The organism is Comamonas sp. C11 (genome assembly GCF_024496285.1).
In the GTDB taxonomy this organism is placed as follows: domain Bacteria; phylum Pseudomonadota; class Gammaproteobacteria; order Burkholderiales; family Burkholderiaceae_C; genus Comamonas; species Comamonas testosteroni_F.
On sequence record NZ_CP101743.1, the window covers coordinates 5,336,381 to 5,353,031 of the forward strand.

14 protein-coding genes are annotated in these 16,651 nt (G+C 64.6%); 6 read left to right on the plus strand and 8 right to left on the minus strand.

The window, feature by feature from the left end; translation table 11 throughout:
* Nucleotides 1-136: 136 nt before the first annotated feature.
* Nucleotides 137-3,433, minus strand: a complete 3,297-nt coding sequence (locus tag NOX35_RS24585; protein ID WP_256495059.1) for a carboxyl transferase domain-containing protein — start codon at nucleotides 3,431-3,433, stop codon at nucleotides 137-139.
* Nucleotides 3,434-3,501: 68 nt separating this feature from the next.
* Complete coding sequence (locus NOX35_RS24590; RefSeq protein WP_182284825.1) at nucleotides 3,502-5,100, minus strand: AMP-binding protein; 1,599 nt, start codon at nucleotides 5,098-5,100, stop codon at nucleotides 3,502-3,504.
* A gap of 183 nt (nucleotides 5,101-5,283) precedes the next feature.
* Between NOX35_RS24590 and NOX35_RS24595 the strand changes: the two genes are divergently transcribed.
* Both NOX35_RS24595 and NOX35_RS24600 read left to right on the plus strand, forming a co-directional pair.
* Nucleotides 5,284-6,054: a TetR/AcrR family transcriptional regulator gene (locus NOX35_RS24595; protein WP_182284826.1), complete on the plus strand. Its 771-nt coding sequence runs from the start codon at nucleotides 5,284-5,286 to the stop codon at nucleotides 6,052-6,054.
* Nucleotides 6,055-6,101: 47 nt separating this feature from the next.
* On the plus strand, nucleotides 6,102-7,349 hold the full coding sequence (locus NOX35_RS24600; protein WP_256495060.1) for a branched-chain amino acid ABC transporter substrate-binding protein: 1,248 nt from the start codon (nucleotides 6,102-6,104) through the stop codon (nucleotides 7,347-7,349).
* Nucleotides 7,350-7,481: 132 nt separating this feature from the next.
* Here NOX35_RS24600 and NOX35_RS24605 read toward each other — a convergent pair whose 3' ends face one another.
* Complete coding sequence (locus NOX35_RS24605; RefSeq protein WP_182284828.1) at nucleotides 7,482-8,213, minus strand: YggS family pyridoxal phosphate-dependent enzyme; 732 nt, start codon at nucleotides 8,211-8,213, stop codon at nucleotides 7,482-7,484.
* 37 nt (nucleotides 8,214-8,250) lie between these two features.
* Here NOX35_RS24605 and NOX35_RS24610 point away from each other — a divergent pair, with 37 nt between their 5' ends.
* The 3 genes from NOX35_RS24610 (at nucleotide 8,251) to NOX35_RS24620 (ending at nucleotide 11,625) form a co-directional block, all read left to right on the plus strand.
* Nucleotides 8,251-9,294 (plus strand): type IV pilus twitching motility protein PilT, encoded by a 1,044-nt coding sequence (locus NOX35_RS24610; RefSeq protein WP_003050584.1) that lies wholly within the window; start codon nucleotides 8,251-8,253, stop codon nucleotides 9,292-9,294.
* A 125-nt stretch (nucleotides 9,295-9,419) separates the two neighbouring features.
* Nucleotides 9,420-10,556 carry a PilT/PilU family type 4a pilus ATPase gene (locus tag NOX35_RS24615; protein ID WP_167003749.1) on the plus strand — a complete coding sequence of 379 codons (1,137 nt, stop codon included), beginning with the start codon at nucleotides 9,420-9,422 and terminating at the stop codon, nucleotides 10,554-10,556.
* Nucleotides 10,557-10,713: 157 nt separating this feature from the next.
* Complete coding sequence (locus NOX35_RS24620) at nucleotides 10,714-11,625, plus strand: NAD(P)-dependent oxidoreductase (protein ID WP_182284829.1); 912 nt, start codon at nucleotides 10,714-10,716, stop codon at nucleotides 11,623-11,625.
* Nucleotides 11,626-11,684: 59 nt separating this feature from the next.
* Here NOX35_RS24620 and NOX35_RS24625 read toward each other — a convergent pair whose 3' ends face one another.
* The 3 genes from NOX35_RS24625 to NOX35_RS24635 form a co-directional block, all read right to left on the minus strand.
* The gene (locus NOX35_RS24625; RefSeq protein WP_003068458.1) at nucleotides 11,685-12,338 is read right to left on the minus strand and encodes a BON domain-containing protein; all 654 of its coding nucleotides are present in this window, start codon (nucleotides 12,336-12,338) and stop codon (nucleotides 11,685-11,687) included.
* Nucleotides 12,335-12,943 (minus strand): SIS domain-containing protein, encoded by a 609-nt coding sequence (locus tag NOX35_RS24630; protein ID WP_003068456.1) that lies wholly within the window; start codon nucleotides 12,941-12,943, stop codon nucleotides 12,335-12,337. The genes NOX35_RS24625 and NOX35_RS24630 overlap by 4 nt, the downstream gene beginning before the upstream one ends.
* Before the next feature lie 89 nt (nucleotides 12,944-13,032).
* Nucleotides 13,033-13,434: a YraN family protein gene (locus NOX35_RS24635; RefSeq protein WP_182284830.1), complete on the minus strand. Its 402-nt coding sequence runs from the start codon at nucleotides 13,432-13,434 to the stop codon at nucleotides 13,033-13,035.
* On the opposite strand from NOX35_RS24635, the gene rsmI reads away from it, so the two are divergent.
* Nucleotides 13,434-14,357 (plus strand): 16S rRNA (cytidine(1402)-2'-O)-methyltransferase, encoded by a 924-nt coding sequence (rsmI, locus tag NOX35_RS24640; RefSeq protein ID WP_182284831.1) that lies wholly within the window; start codon nucleotides 13,434-13,436, stop codon nucleotides 14,355-14,357. The two genes, NOX35_RS24635 and rsmI, sit on opposite strands and share 1 nt — an antisense overlap.
* A gap of 94 nt (nucleotides 14,358-14,451) precedes the next feature.
* On the opposite strand, the gene NOX35_RS24645 is transcribed toward rsmI, so the two are convergent.
* Nucleotides 14,452-15,702: an Hsp70 family protein gene (locus NOX35_RS24645; protein WP_182284832.1), complete on the minus strand. Its 1,251-nt coding sequence runs from the start codon at nucleotides 15,700-15,702 to the stop codon at nucleotides 14,452-14,454.
* 118 nt (nucleotides 15,703-15,820) lie between these two features.
* Nucleotides 15,821-16,642, minus strand: coding sequence for a VOC family protein (locus tag NOX35_RS24650; RefSeq protein ID WP_256495061.1), 822 nt, complete (start codon nucleotides 16,640-16,642; stop codon nucleotides 15,821-15,823).
* Nucleotides 16,643-16,651 lie beyond the last annotated feature (9 nt).

The following is a 16,651-nucleotide window of genomic DNA, read 5'->3' on the forward strand; positions in this document are numbered from 1 at the left end:
CAAGACTTTCAGCTTAGCATGAGCCGGAATATGGTTTTGCGTATGGAGTTCATATCAAAAACATGAGCTTCAAGCGCTTTGTATATCGGAGATTGAAGCTGATTAGATGCTGAAACCTTGATACCTTCATCAGCGTTTACCATGTGTCCACAAAGCGGCTTTCACCCTCGCGCAGGCGCGCCCCGGCCAGGCCACGCACCAGCCAGGCACGGGTCTCCGCGGGGTCGATGACGGCATCGACTTCCAGCGTGGCCGCCATGTGCATGGCCTCGCCATGTGCGTATTGCTGGGCCAGCAGTTTCTCGAACAGAGAATCGCGCTGCGCTCCCTCGGGCAGAGCTTCGAGCTCCTTGCGAAAGCCCAGCCGCACCGCCCCTTCCAGACCCATGGCGCCGAACTCGCCCGTGGGCCAGGCCACATTGAAGATGGGCGCATGAAAGCTGCCCGCCGTCATGCCCATGGCGCCCAGGCCATAGCCTTTGCGCAGCACCACGCTGAAGTATGGGACGCGCAGCTTGGCCGCCATGACGAACAGCCGGCTGACATGGCGCACCTGGGCGGTTTTCTCGATCTCGGGCCCCACCATGAAGCCGGGCGTGTCGACCAGGCTGACGATGGCGATGCCGTGGGCATTGCACAGCTGCATGAAGCGCGCCGCCTTGTCGGCCGCGTCAGCATCGATGGCACCGCCCAGATGCCCCGGGTTGTTGGCCATCAGCCCCACGGGCCGACCCTCGATGCGCGCCAGCGCCGTGTGGATGCCGACGCCGAAGCCGCTTCTCAGCATCAGCAGGCTGCCCTCGTCCACCAGCCCGGTCATGGCGGCGCGGGTGTCGTAGGCGCGCAGACGGTTCTCGGGCACGACCTGGCGCAGCAGGCGCTGATCGGGCTCGGACCATTGGTCGATGCGGCCCTGGAAGAAGGACAGATAGTGCCTGGCTGCAGCCACGGCCTGGGCCTCGTCGTCGACCAGGATGTCGATCACGCCGTTGGCATGCTGCACGCTGGCGGGGCCGACTTCCTCGGGTTTGAAGACGCCCAGGCCGCCACCCTCGATCATGGCCGGTCCGCCCATGCCGATATTGCTGCTGCGCGTGGCGATGATCACATCGCTGCAACCCAGCAACGCGGCATTGCCCGCGAAGCAGCGGCCATGGGTGATGCCCACCACGGGCACCTGACCCGAGAGCGCCGCATAGGCCGCGAAGGTATGCACATGCAGACCCGCGACCACGGGCGTGTCGGTATCGCCGGGCCGGCCGCCGCCACCTTCGGCAAACAGCACCACGGGCAGCTTCTGCTGCAGCGCGATGCCCAGCATGCGGTCGGTCTTGGCGTGATTGCGCGCACCCTGGGTGCCTGCCAGCACCGTGGCGTCATAGGACATGACCACGGCACGCGACCGCTGCGCGCCGAACTGCGCGGCATTGATGGAGCCCATGCCAGTGACCATGCCGTCGGCCGGCGTGTTGGACACCAGATCGTCGAGGCTGCGGCGGCGTGTCTGCGCGGCAATCGCCAGCGCTCCGTATTCGATGAAGCTGCCTTCATCGCAGAGATCGGCAATGTTCTCGCGCGCACTGCGGCTGCCCTGGGCATGGCGCCTGGCCATGGCATCGGGCCGCGCTGCATCGAGCGTGAAGCCATGGCGGTCCCTGACGCGCTGCAGATCGTCCCTGATGTGGTCAGGGTCCTGCAGCTGCGCCTGCACCTCGGCATGCGCCGCATCGCCCTGTGCGGGCGCAAGCACCAGCAAGGCCTGGTCCTGCGCTACATAGCTGCCGGGCTCTGCCAGCAGTTGCAGGACATTGCCTGCGGCCTGGGCCAGCAGCACATGCTGCATCTTCATGGCTTCGAGAATGCCAAGCTCGGCGCCCTTGGCCACCGTCTCGCCCACGGCCACGGACCATTGCACGACCCTGGCAGGCATGGGGGCCAGCACAGCATTTTCAGGAGCTTGCTGCGCTTGAAGCACATTGATTTCAGATGTAAAGGCATCTGAATTCTTTGAATGACTTGCGCTTGAAGCTATCTTTTCCGCAGCCTCCACCAACTGCGGCAGGACCTCTTCCAGCCAGCGCGTGTGCACCGTCTGCTCCAGCATCTCGGGCCGCAGGGCCAGGGCCTGCAGCAGCGGCAGATTGGTGGCAAAGCCCGTGATGCGGCAGTCGGCCAGCGCGCGCCGGGAGCGGCGCAGCACATCTTCGAAACGCGGCGCGTGGCTGTGCACGACGAGCTTGGCCAGCAAGGTGTCGTAGTGGGGCGACGGACTGGCACCCTGCTGCGCATGGCTGTCCAGGCGTATGCCCGGCCCTTGCGGCCAATGCAGCTCGGCAATGCGGCCGCTGCCGGGGTGGGAGTGGCCCTGGGCATCCAGGGTTTCGGCATTGATGCGCCACTGCATGGCATAGCCGCGCGGCCGGGGCGGGGCATTCACGTTCAGGCCCAGATCGGCGAAATGCTCGCCGGCCGCAATGCGGACCTGGGCCTGCACCAGGTCGACGCCGAAGACCTCTTCGGTAATCGTGTGCTCCACCTGCAGGCGCGGGTTGGCCTCGATGAAGACATAGGGCAGGGACTCGGACTGCAGATCGACCAGAAACTCGAACGTACCCAGGCTTTCGTAGCGCAGCCTGGCCGCCATGCGCAGTGCATCCTCGGTGATTCGCTCGCGCAGCGGCTGCGTCAGGCTGGGGCTGGGCGCAATCTCCACCAGCTTCTGGAAGCGCCGCTGCAGCGTGCATTCGCGCTCGCCCAGCGCCATGGGCCATTCGCTGCCGTCGCCCAGCACCTGAATCTCGATATGGCGCGCCCCGCTCATCAGCCGCTCGACATAGACACCGTCCACGCCGAAGGCTGCCTGCGCCTCGCTGCGGCAGCGCTGGTAGGCAGCCGCCACCTCGTCGGCCCCGGTGACCGCACGCATGCCGCGCCCGCCGCCGCCGCCGATGGCCTTGATCATGATGCCGCTGGCACCGCCGGCCTGCTGGCGCGCAAAAAACTGCTGGGCCTGCTCCAGCGTCACGGCCTCGGTGCTGCCGGGCATCAGGGGCACGCCGCATTGCTGCGCCAGCGCACGGGCTCTGGCCTTGTCGCCAAGCAGCGCCAGCTGCTCGGGCGTCGGGCCGATAAACCGCAGCCCGGCTGACGCACAGGCGCGCGCAAAGTCCGCGTTCTCGCTGAGAAAGCCATAGCCCGGGTGCAGCGCGTCACAGCCATGCTGCTGCGCGATACGCAGCAGATGTGCGCCATCGAGATAGGCTGCCGGGCCGCTGGCTCCCAGTGCCTGCGCCTCGTCTGCGGCCTGCACATGCGGGGCCTGTGCATCATCGGCGGCGTACACCGCCAGGCTGGCAATGCCCAGCTCCTGCAGCGCTCGGATGATGCGCAGGGCGATTTCACCGCGGTTGGCGATCAGGACTTTCTTGAACATAGGACTCTCGTTTGAATAGCTTCTGGCACTCACCAACCAAGGGTTTCACCCACTTTTGGCGCAAAGATTCAGGGAATGTCTCTGAGCAATCTGCGCAATACCTTCCCTGCACCTGTGGCCGGCAAGGCATCGATGAAGCGCACCTCGCGCGGGGCCTTGTAGCTGGCCATGTTTTCCTTGCTCCAGGCCAGCAGCCCGTCCGCCTCCAGGCTTTGCCCCGGCTTGCGCACGATGAAGGCGCGCACGACCTCGCCTTTCTGGGCGTCGGCAACGCCGATCACGGCCGCCTGGGCGATGGCCGGATGCTTGATCAAAATGGTCTCCACCTCCTCGGGGAACACGCTGTAGCCCGAGACCTTGATCATTTCCTTGAAGCGGCCGATGAAGGTCAGATAGCCGTCGGCATCGAACTTGCCCATGTCGCCGGTATGCACCCAGCCATTCTTGAGCGTCCTGGCCGTGGCCTCGGGCTTGTTCCAGTAACCCTTGAAATTGCCCGGGCCGCGAATGATGATCTCGCCCACCTCGCCTGCTGCCAGCGGCGCGCCGGTCTCCGGATCTATCACCCGGATCTCGTTGCCCGGCGCGGGCTTGCCATGGGTGCCCCAGCGGATGGCATCGCCGGGCATGAAGGTATCCATGGTGTGGGTTTCGGACAGGCCGTAGGCCGCCTCGCTGGAGATGGCATTGGGTGCGAACCGGCGCCATTGCTGCGCCAGATCCTCGGTATAGGTGATGCCGAAGCTGGTGACGGTGTTGCGGCGCAGTGCGCTGAAGTCCATCTTCTCCACGCCGGGCACCTGCATCAGCGCCACATTCATGGGTGCAATGCTGTACCACCAGCTGACGCGGTACCGCTCCAGCGCCTGCGCCACGGCCAGCGGATCGAAGCGATGCAGCAGCACGCAGGGCGCCCCCGAATGCACGGGCATGTTCACGCCCATGGACATGCCGGCGATGTGATAGAGCGGGGCCACAGCCAGCAGGACATCCTCGGCGCTGACCCCGGTCACCCGGGACGCGCCGGCGGTCTTGTAGGCGGCCGCGCCAAAGCTCAGCATGGCGCCCTTGGGCAGGCCCGTGGTGCCCGAGGTATAGGTCATCAGCGCCACCTCGTCCATGTCCACCTCGACATGGGAAGGCCTGGCACCGCTGTGCATGAGATCCCAGAACGACGTCACATCGGCAGGCAGCGGCTGCACGGGGGCCTGCAGTTCGGCAGGCAGGGGCAGCGTGGCTCTGGCGGGCAGCCAGTCGCCGTAGCGCACGGCCAGCACATGCAGCAGCGCGGTGCTGCCGCGCACCTTGTCGACCACGGGCAGCAGCACATCGGCTGCGATGATGACCCTGGCCTGCAGATCGTTGAGCTGATATTCGAGTTCATGCTCCTTGTTCAGCGGCCCGCAGGGGCAGACGATGGCGCCGATCTTCTGCACCGCGTAATGCGCGACGATGTACTGCGGACAGTTGTTCATGAACAGGGCGACGGGCTCGCCCTGCTTCACGCCCAGTTGCTGCAGATGCGCGGCCACGGCATCGCTGGCCTCATCCACCTGGCGCCAGCTGATGTGCTGTCCGTACCAGATATAGGCATCGCGCTCGGGATGCCGGCGCGCGTTGCGGCGCAAGGCCTCATGCAGGGGTATGAGGATCTCGGATTCAGCCATGGTTGTCTCCTGGGTGTCTCGTGAAGACCGGGCAACGGCGCCACTTAAGAACGTGTCGACGTTCTTAGAGCTTTCTCAGGGATTGCCTTAGGGCAATCAGCTGCTCGGCGTCTTGTCAATGTATACCTGTCGGTAGAACAATGCTACCCATTGGTATAACGAATGCGACACACGCAAACCCTCATGCCCGCCACGTCCAGAAAGACCGAAAAAAAGCCGGCTGCGCCCGTGGCGCCGCGCGGTCGCCAGCGCCTGCCCACTGCCGGCTCCGACGAGAAGCGCGAGCGCATTCTCAAGGCTGCCGAAGCCCTGTTCGACCGCTATGGCTATGCCAACACCACCATCGAGCAGATCGTGCAGGCGCTGGGCGTGACCAAGCCCTTTGTCTACTACTACTTTCGCAACAAGCAGGAGATCTTCGAGACCCTGTGCTGGGCGCCGACCGAGGCCTGCTTCACGGTGCTGGACTTTGCGGCCGACGACCCGAGGCCCGCCCATGAAAAAGCCATCGACGGCCTGCAGCGACTGATCGCCGCCACCATTGCGCACTACCCTGCGGGCTTCTTCCCCTACCGCGAACCGCAGGCGTTCAGCCCCGCCTATCTCAAGGCTTCGCGCAATGTGGCCCAGCAGTTCTACAAGCAGTTCTGCGCCCTGCTCGACGAAGGCCGCGCCAGCGGGCATTTCGATTTCCGCGACACCCGCATCACCGCCCAGGCAGCCTGCAGCCTGCCCGGCTTCCTCTACAACTGGTATCAGCCTGGCGGCAAGCTGGGCCCGGCCGAGATGGTGGTCGAGCTCACCGACCTGGCCTCGCGGGTGCTGGGCCTGCGCACTGCCGCGGCTCCTGCTCGCAAACGCGCGACCAGGGCCGCGCCGGCGCCGGCACCACAGAACCCTTCGCCCCCCAGGCGCCGCAAGAGCGCTTCCTCCACCAGCCCCAGCGCCAGCTGAGTGCCCCGCAGGCAAAGGCGCCATTCCAACTCCCTGGAGACAAGACCATGTCCATTCGCTTCCCAGCCCTTGCGCTGGCTGCCAGCTTGTGTGCCGGCACCGTATGCGCCCAGACGGCAGAGCCGTTCAAGATCGCGTTCATCGACCCGCTCTCCGGCCCCTTCGCCAATGTGGGCGAAGTCATGCGCAACCATGTGCTCTATGCCGTCGATGATGTGAATGCCAAGGGCGGCCTCTACAACGGCGCCAGGTTCCAGCTGCTGCAGTTCGACAGCAAGCTCTCGGCCCAGGAAAGCCAGAGCGCGCTGCAGGCCGCCATCGACCAGGGTGCACGCGTGGTGGTGACGGGGGGCTCGGGCTCATCGGTGGTCACGGCGCTGGTGCAGGCGGCAGCGCGCTACAACCAGCGCAATCCGGGCAAGGAGGTGCTGATACTCAACCACAGCTCCATCGATCCCGAGCTGACCGGCAAGTCCTGCAGCTTCTGGCATTTCATGTTCGATGCCAACACGGCCATGCGCATGCAGGCCATTGCCAACTACATCAGGACCCAGCCCGAGATCCGCAAGGTCTTTCTGCTCAACCAGGACTACGCCCACGGCAAGCAATGGGCCAGCTTCGGTCGCAGCATGGTCGGCAAGGCAAGACCAGACGTACAGTTCGTGGGCGAGACCCTGCACCCCATGGGTCGCATCAAGGACTTTGCGCCCTATGTGGCCAAGATCAAGGAAGCCGGAACCGATTCAGTCATCACCGGCAACTGGGGCCAGGATCTGGCCCTGCTGCTCAAGTCCGCCGGAGATTCGGGCTACGACCTGCGCTACTTCAACCACAGCGCAGGCGGCTTTCCGGGCACCGTGACCTCCATTTCCCAGGCCAGGATCGGCCAGGTGACCTGGGTCGCGGAATGGCACCCCGGCATGGCCGACCGTGCCCAGGCCGACGCCCGGGCCAGGGAGTACAAGACCAGGATGAGCCAGGACTTTCTGGCCCCGCGCATGGACCTGGTGCCGCGCATGCTGGCAGCTGCCATGGCCAAGGCCCAGTCCACCGAGCCTGTGAAAATTGCCAAGGCCCTCGAAGACATGCCGATGGACACCATCTTCGGCCCCGTCAGGATGCGCGGCAAGGACCACCAGTTGCTGCTGCCCCAGGTCGTCAATACCATCGCCCCCGTGGATGGCAAGCTGGTCAAAACCGGTTGGGAAGGCACGAACTACGGTTTCAGAACCGACGCTGTCTATTCCGCCCAGCAGCTTGACCTACCGACCGAATGCCAGATGAAGCGACCTTGAGCAAAAGACTGCAACACAGCAACTGAAGCTTGAAACCGGCGCGCACCAAGCCAGAGACAGCGAGCAAGAGCCGCCTCGCAGCGAGGCTGTCGTCCTCCCTCCCGAAGAGAGAGGGGGAAGCCGCTACGCGGCTCAGGGGGTGGGCGTACCGTAGGTACGCCTTCCAAATATCCCGCTGCCCACCCGCACCATGGTGCTGCCAGCCGCCACGGCGGCTTCCAGATCGCCGGTCATGCCCATGGACAGCGTGTCGAAATGCTCCAGCCCCGCGAGTCCGCTGCACTTTATGGCATCAAAAATCGATGCAGCCCTTTTATGGACTGCGCATTGCGCTTCGAAATCAGGAGTATCGTCGGGAATGCTCATGATGCCGCGCAGCTGCAGATTGGGCAGTTTCACCATGGCTTCGGCCAGCTCCAGGGCATGCTCGGCCACGACGCCGGACTTGGTGGCGCCGCCATCCACATTGACCTGGATGCAGACATTGAGCCGTGCCATGCCCAGGGGGCGCTGGGCCGAAAGGCGCTCGGCGATCTTGAGCCGGTCCACGGTCTGGGCCCAGTCGAAATTCTCGGCCACCAGCCGCGTCTTGTTGCTCTGGATGGGGCCTATGCAATGCCATTGCAGCGCCTCGCCGCCCGCCAGCTGCATGGCGCGCACTGCGGCGATCTTCTCCACGGCCTCCTGGATATAGTTCTCGCCAAAGCTGCGCTGGCCGGCCAGCACCGCCTCGCGCACCGCATCCGCGCCAAATGTCTTGGAGACGGCCAGCAGTTGCACCGATGTCACGGGCCGGCTTGCACTGGCGCAAGCGGCTGCGATGCGGGCATGAATCTGCCCCAGATTGTTTTCAATCGTCGTCATAATTGGCGCCAGAGTATCAAACCAGAGAGGGATCTCCGTGGATATCACGCAATTGCTGGCATTCAGTGTCAAGAACAAGGCTTCGGACTTGCATTTGTCGGCAGGCCTGCCCCCCATGATTCGCGTCCACGGCGATGTGCGTCGCATCAACATCGATCCGCTGGACCACAAGACCGTGCACGCCATGGTCTACGACATCATGAGCGATGCCCAGCGCAAGCAGTACGAAGAGTTTCTGGAAGTGGACTTTTCGTTCGAGATTGAAGGCCTGGCCCGTTTTCGTGTCAATGCCTTCAACCAGAACCGCGGCGCGGCGGCCGTGTTCCGTACCATTCCCAGCAAGATCCTGACGCTGGAACAGCTCAACGCCCCCAAGATCTTCTCCGACCTGGCCCTGAAGCCGCGCGGCCTGGTGCTGGTGACCGGCCCCACGGGCTCGGGCAAGTCCACCACGCTGGCGGCCATGGTCAACTACCTCAACGAGACCGAGTACGGCCACATCCTGACGGTGGAAGATCCCATCGAATTCGTGCACGAGTCCAAGAAATGCCTGATCAACCAGCGCGAAGTCGGCCCCATGACGCTGTCGTTCGCGGCAGCGCTGAAATCCGCGCTGCGTGAAGATCCGGACGCGATTCTGGTCGGCGAAATGCGGGACCTGGAAACCATCCGCCTGGCCATGACGGCGGCCGAAACCGGTCACCTGGTGTTCGGCACGCTGCACACCTCGTCGGCGGCCAAGACCATCGACCGTATCATCGACGTGTTCCCGGCCGAGGAAAAGGAAATGGTGCGCGCCATGCTCTCCGAGTCACTGCAGGCCGTGATCTCGCAGACGCTGTGCAAGACCAAGGACGGTCAGGGCCGTGTGGCCGCACACGAGATCATGCTGGGCACGCCCGCCATCCGCAATCTGATCCGCGAGGCCAAGGTGGCACAGATGTACTCCACCATCCAGACCAGCCAGAACATGGGCATGCAGACCCTGGACCAGAACCTGACCGATCTGGTGCGCCGCAACCTCATCAGCCCGGCCGAAGCGCGCAGCAAGGCGAAGATTCCCGAGAATTTTCCGGGATGATGCCTCCCCCCTGAGCGGCTTTGCCGCTTCCCCCCAGGGGGACGACGCCCTCGCCGCGAGGCGGCTCTTGCTCGGCGTCTCTCACTTGGGCTCTGCCAATTTTGACGCTGCCTCAAGGAACGATCATGGAACGCGATCAGGCCAGTAAATTCATCAACGATCTGCTCAAGCTCATGGTCAGCCGCAACGGCAGCGACCTGTTCATCACTGCAGAGTTTCCGCCAGCCATCAAGATTGACGGCAAGGTCACCAAGGTCTCGCCCCAGCCGCTGAGCCAGCTGCATACGCTGGCCCTGGCGCGTTCCATCATGAACGACAGGCAGGTGGCGGACTTCGAGCACACCAAGGAGTGCAACTTCGCCATCTCGCCGGCAGGCGTGGGGCGCTTCCGTGTCAATGCCTTCATGCAGCAGGGCAAGGTCGGCATGGTGCTGCGTACCATTCCCACCACCCTGCCCACGATTGACGGCCTGGGCGTCCCACAGGTGCTCAAGGAAGTGACCATGACCAAGCGCGGCCTGTGCATCCTGGTGGGCGCGACGGGCTCGGGCAAGTCCACCACGCTGGCCGCCATGGTGGACTGGCGCAACGAGAACTCCTTCGGCCACATCATCACGGTGGAAGACCCGGTGGAATTCGTGCATCCGCACAAGAACTGCGTGGTCACGCAACGCGAGGTGGGGCTGGATACGGAAAGCTGGGAGGCCGCGCTCAAGAACACGCTGCGCCAGGCGCCCGATGTGATTCTGATGGGCGAAATCCGTGACCGCGAAACCATGGAGCACGCGATTGCGTTCTCTGAAACCGGCCACCTTTGCCTGGCCACGCTGCACGCCAACAGTGCCAACCAGGCGCTGGATCGCATCGTCAACTTCTTCCCCGAAGAGCGCCGTCCTCAGCTGCTGATGGATGTGTCGCTGAATCTGCGGGCCATCATTTCCCAGCGCCTGATCCCCAAGCAGGACAGCAAGGGCCGTGTAGCCGCCATCGAGGTGATGCTCAACTCGCCGCTGATCGCCGACCTGATCTTCAAGGGCGAGGTCGTCGAGATCAAGGAGATCATGAAGAAAAGCCGCAATATCGGCATGCAGACCTTTGACCAGGCGCTGTTCGACCTGTTCGAATCCAATCTCATCACCTACGAAGATGCGCTGCGCAATGCAGACTCGGTCAACGACCTGCGTCTGCAGATCAAGCTCAACAGCCAGCGTGCCCGGACTCTGGACCTGGCGGCCGGCACCGAGCATCTGACTATCGTTTAAGCCCTCAAAGGCGCTGATACGCCCTGCCCCGGGACACCGCAGGGATGCGGTGCCACCCAGGCTCTTGAAAGCAGCCGCTACCATGCGTCGCCACCGGAGCCATGCACTCCGGCGCTACCATGATCGAACTGTTCCGCACCAAGTCTTAGAGGATTCCATGAGCACAGCCACCATCGCCTCCCGCAGCTACGCTGCTTGCGCTTCCACTCCTGTGGCCTTTCTGGGCCTGGGTGTCATGGGCTATTCCATGGCCGGGCACCTGGCTGCGGCGGGCCATCAGGTCACGGTCTACAACCGCACGGCGGCCAAGGCCGAGGCCTGGACCGAGGAATTCCCCGGCGGCAGCCATGCGACCACGCCCCGTGAAGCCGTCAAGGGCGCACGCATGGTCTTCTCCTGCGTGGGCAACGATGACGACCTGCGCTCCATTGTGCTGGGCGACGACGGCGCCTTTGCGGGCATGGAGCCTGGCGCCGTCTTTGTCGATCACACCACGGCCTCGGCCCAGGTGGCACGCGAGCTGTATGCCGAAGCACGCAAACGCGGCCTGCACTTTATCGATGCCCCGGTATCGGGCGGCCAGGCCGGAGCAGTCAACGGCCAGCTCACCGTCATGTGCGGCGGCGATCAGGATGTATTTGACCAGGTTGCCCCGGTGGCTGACGCCTTCTCGCGCGCCTTTACCTATATGGGAGCATGCGGCAACGGGCAGCTGACCAAGATGGTCAATCAGATCTGCATTGCGGGCCTGGTCCAGGGACTGTCCGAAGCCATTGCCTTTGGCCTGCGTGCCGAACTGGATGTGGAGAAGGTCCTCGATGTGATCGGCAAGGGGGCCGCCCAGAGCTGGCAGATGGACAATCGCGGCAAGACCATGGCCGTGGGCAAGTTCGACTTCGGCTTTGCCGTGGACTGGATGCGCAAGGATCTGGGGCTGGTGCTGGCCGAGGCCCAGCGCAATGGCGCACGCCTTCCCGTCACCGCGCTGGTGGACCAGTTCTATGCCGATGTACAGGCCATGGGTGGCAATCGCTGGGATACCTCCAGCCTGATCCAGCGCTTGCGCTGAGCCGCTGCGCCATGAAAAAAGCCGGACTCGAGTCCGGCTTTTTTGACCGTCAGTTCGCCTCAGTTCATGCTGGAGCGATCCTCGACCACAGGGGCGGCCTTGGATGTTGCTGCAGCCAGTTCATCTTCGGAGATGACCTCGAACAGGCGCACAACCTTGCTTACATCGTTGACGCCACGGGCAATCTCGGCAGCCCGCTTGGATTCGCGCGGCGTGACTATGCCCATCAGATAGACCACGTTGTTCTCGGTCACGACCTTGATGGCCGAGGATGAAATGTCCTTGGCGTTGACCAGACTGGCCTTGACCTTGGTCGTGATCAGAGAATCCTGGGAGCGCTGACCCAGAGTGGCCGTGAAAGGCGCGACCTCGATCTCGTTATAGACCTGGCGTACCGTGGATTGTTCGCGCACCAGCTTCTCGATGGTCGCCTTGTCCGTCGCATTGCCTGCCTGGCCGGTCAGCAGCACTACACGGTTGTAGCTGGTGGCGCTGACGCGGGCCTTGTCGCCCATCACCTCGCTGATGCGATTGCCTGCACGCAGCTCTATGCCCTGGTCCTCAACCTGAGTGCCGGTGGTGCGCCTGTCCACCGCCGACATGCCGGCCACAGCGGCACCGCCACCCACCAGAGCCACGCAACCGCTCAAGGCACCGCCCAGAGCGGCGACGGTCAGGGCCGCACATGCAACACGGGTCCACTTCAACTTCATAAAGGCATCTCCTGGTCACCAAGCAGTTGAGAGTCCACACCATCGGCCAGACAGTGCAGGATCAAGGTATGGGTTTCGCGCACACGCGCCGCACGGTCGTGGGGAACGCAGATCAGCACATCGGTCTCGCGCACGGCGGTGGCCAGATTGCCGCCGGTGCGGCCTGTCAACACCACGGCCATCATGTCGCGCTCGTGGGCGGCTTCCAGGGCCTCCAGCACGGCCGTGTCGTTGCCGGTCACCGACATAAGCAGCAGCAGGTCGCCGGGCTGCCCCAGCGCCCGCACCTGACGCGCCAGATACTGGCTGGCATTGCCGCCCGAGCCCGTGGCTCCCACGCTGCCCAGCAGGCCGCCATCGGAAGTCAGGGCCACGGCCGCCAGCTCGGGACGATCGCGCTCGAACCCTGTCACGCACAGGGAGGCAAATAACTGGGCATCGCTGGCCGAAACACCCGTACCGCAGGCCAGCACCTTGCCGCCGCCCGTCACGCAGGCCAGCATGGCCTGTACGGCGGAAGCAATAGGTTGGCTCAGCGCCTGGGCGGCCTGGTACTTCAGGTCGGCACTGTCGATGAAATGCTGTTGAATTCGTTGCTCTAGCATGGAGGCCCGATGATACCCGCCACCTGTTATCTCTTTGGTAGCAAACCGTTATTTGCGCATCAGTGTTGCGCACAACTATGACGCGGCGACTAAAGCGCCTCGAATGCCGCTTGGAGCCACTCGATGTGCATCTGGGTCCCGGAGCTGTCGACCAGCACCACATCAAAGCGGCATGGCGGCGCTGCCGCAAGCCTCATCAGATAGTATCTGGCGGCCAGCACGATGCGCTGCTGCTTGAGGCGGCCGATGCTGCCGCCGGCACCGCCGAAGCGCTCGGTGTTGCGGCTGCGGACTTCGACGAACACCAAAGACCCGTCGCGGTCACGCAGGATCAAATCGATTTCGCCGCCACCACGGCCCGGCGTCCGATAATTGCGCTCGACAAGCTTCAGGCCCCGCGTCTGCAAATGGGCCAACGCGGCATCCTCGGCCTGCTGCCCACGTGCGGTTGTGCTTTGCGCCGGCTTGGGCCGCTTTCCAAGGAAATCCATTGACTACCTCTTTCGCCTCTGCACTGACTGCCGCACATGACGCGGCCGCTTCCCAGCATTATCCGCAGGGAGCCCTGTATGTGGTGGCGACGCCGATCGGCAATCTGGCCGACATCAGCCTGCGCTCGCTGCATGTGCTGCAGATCGTGGACTGCATCGCCTGCGAAGACACGCGCCACACCCAGGGCATGCTGCGCAGCTACGGGCTGGACCGCCCCGGCAGCCAGCTGCTGGCCGTGCATCAGCACAACGAGGCAGAAGCCGCACAACAGGTGATCGAGCGCCTGCAGCAAGGTCAGCGCATCGCCTATGTCAGCGATGCAGGAACGCCCGGCGTCAGCGACCCGGGCGCGCGCCTGTGCGCGGCGCTGCAGGCCGTTGGTCTGCGCAGCATTCCTCTACCCGGAGCCAGCAGTGTGACATCGGCCATCAGCGTGGCCGGTGCCGTCACGCCGCCACAGGGCGAAAGCGGTTTTGTGTTTGCCGGCTTCCTGCCCACCAAGAATGCCGAACGGCTGGCTGCCGTGCAGAAGCTGGCTGACCAGCCGCGTTGCACCGTGCTGCTGGAGGCGCCGCATCGCATCATCGAGCTGGCCCAGGCCCTGGCCCTGCTGGGCGAGCGTCGCGTCACGCTCGCGCGCGAGATCACCAAACAGTTTGAAGACATCGCCAGCATGCCGGCCCACGAGCTGGCAGCCTGGCTGCAGGCCTCGCCGCAGCGCGTCAAGGGCGAGTTCGCCATCGTGCTGCACCCTGTGACGGTACAACAGGAGTCGGGCGAGGCCGAGCGCGTGCTCAAGCTGCTGCTGGCCGAGTTACCGACCAGGACGGCCGTGAAACTGGCCGCCGAAATCACGGGAGCCAGCCGCAACACGCTCTACGACCGGGCGCTGGAGCTCAAGCGGGCTGCCGAAGAAGAATAAGCGCGTCAACCGGGCGCGGCACCAACCAGAGACGCCTGGCAAGGGCCGCCCCGCAGAACAGGTGTCGTCCGTAGCGGCTCAGGGGGCTTCAGGCTCAGGCGTAGGCCAGACCGGTTGCCACACCACCAAACAGGTCGCCTTCGACCTGCGGCACATCGGGGAAAGCGACGCGCAGCGCATCGCGCAGGGTACGCAGGGCCGACGAGCCGCCGGTCAGATAGATGGCGTCTGGTGCCGCCACGCCGGCCTGGCGCACACAGTCCTGCGCGCATTCGACCACCTGCAGCAGCAAGCCCTGCAACTGCTCCTGCAGAACCTCCGGGGAGATGGCCGCTGGCAGGTCCTGCTCCAGCCAGTCCAGCGCAATGGCCGAGGCCGCATGGCTTTGCGAAGCCGCAATCTTGGCCTGCTCCACCGCATCGGCCAGCCTATGGCCTTCGCGCCAGTCCAGTACCTTCATCAGGCGCTGGTGCAGTTGCTGATCGCTGTAATCGCTCTTGAGGCCGCGCGCCGAAGCCAGGGCCTTGGCCGTGTACAGCCACTGGATCAGATGCCAGGTGGAGAGATCGAAGAACACGCTGCTGGGCACCTCGCGCCCGCTGGGGCCGATGTGCTTGTAGCCCAGCAGCGGCATGACCTGGGCCACATTGAGGCGATGGTCGAAATCCGTGCCCCCGATATGCACGCCGGTGGTGGCCAGAATGTCCTGGGTACGGTCGACATGCCCGGCCTGTTGCGGGCCGAGACGCACCACTGTGAAGTCCGAGGTGCCGCCACCGATATCGACCACCAGCACCAGCTGTTCCTCACCCAGGCGCTGCTCGTAGTCCAGTGCCGCCGCAATCGGCTCCAGCTGAAAGCTGACTTCACCCAGGCCGGCAGCGCGCGCCGCAGCGGCCAGGGCATCCTGCGCCTGGCGGTCTCGCTCCGGGTGCTCGTCGACAAAATGCACGGGACGCCCCAGCACCACACGCTCCGGCAGACGGCCGTCCAGCGCCCGGCGCGCCTGATCGGCCACGCGCTTGAGAAAGATCGCGATGATGTCCTGATAGCTGACGAGCTGCTCGTGCACCGCGGTCTTTTCCAGCAGCAGGCTGCTGCCCAGCAGGCTTTTGAGGGAACGCATCAGACGCCCTTCCTCGCCTGCCAGGTACTGCTGCATGGCATCGCGACCGAAATGCGTGCTGTGCTCTTCGGTATTGAAGAACAGTGCCGTGGGCATGCCGGTGGCAGCGCCTTCCAGCGGCAGCAGACTGGCGGTCTTGCCAGGCAGGCGATAGGCGGCAGCAGAGTTGGAGGTTCCGAAATCGATGCCCAGAGTGGCAGGCGTGAGAGCTGTGATCATGAAAGGCGGCGCTGCACCACGCCGGCCCGCAAAGGCTGACGCGGCCGCAACGAAAACGCCCACTGGAGTGGGCATGGGTGTCAGCGGGGGCGCTATTCTAGCGCCCCTGTTATTGGACCTAGGCGGCGGCGGTTTCCACCTCGATCCCGGAATGCGGTGCCAGTTCAATGCGCACCCCATGGGTGGCCACTTCGTCCAGCCCCTCTGCTGCTGCCTGCTGCGGCACTGACAGCACGACCGCATAAGGGCCTTCACCGCGCGTGGCCAGTCTTTGGGCCAGGGGGCCCGCAGCCCGCATGGGTGCGGCCAGCACCAGCTCGGTGGCGCCCAGACCCAGCGACACCTGCTGCGTGTTGTCGTCGGCCGAGACCCGCAGCGGGCCGACGCTCACTGCATCGCCGAGCAATGCCCGCCAGCGCGCCAGGCTGGCCTGCAGGTCCTGCACCGCCACCTCCAGACGGGCCACGCCGGTCACGCCATTGGGATGCACGCGGGACTGGCCTTCGGGCACGCGCAAGACTCGCGGCGTCAGGTCGCCGCACAGAAACGGAAGATCCTGGCTGTGGGCGCGTGCATTGCGCCAGCGCAGTTGCTCTCCGTCGGGACGCAGACGTCCGCCTTCATAAGGGGCTTCATAGCCAAGGCCGCGCGCCTGGGCCGCTGCCACCACGGCGCCGGTCTCGGACGGCAGCAGGGCGAAGTCGACCAGCCCCTCGCCGTGCTGCTGCAACTGCTGCCACCAGCGCTCCTCGGGCGCTGGCGCACGCCAGGCAATGAGCTCGAAATAGACGCCGTCGGCAAAGACCACCAGGGCGTTGTGCGTGGAGCGGCCTGGGTGCTCGCCGCCGCGCAGCACGTTGAAACCCAGGGACTGATAGTCGGCAATCGTGCGCTCCAGGTCCTGGACCGCGATGACGATATGGTCGAGTGGCAGGCTCATGCAAAAGTC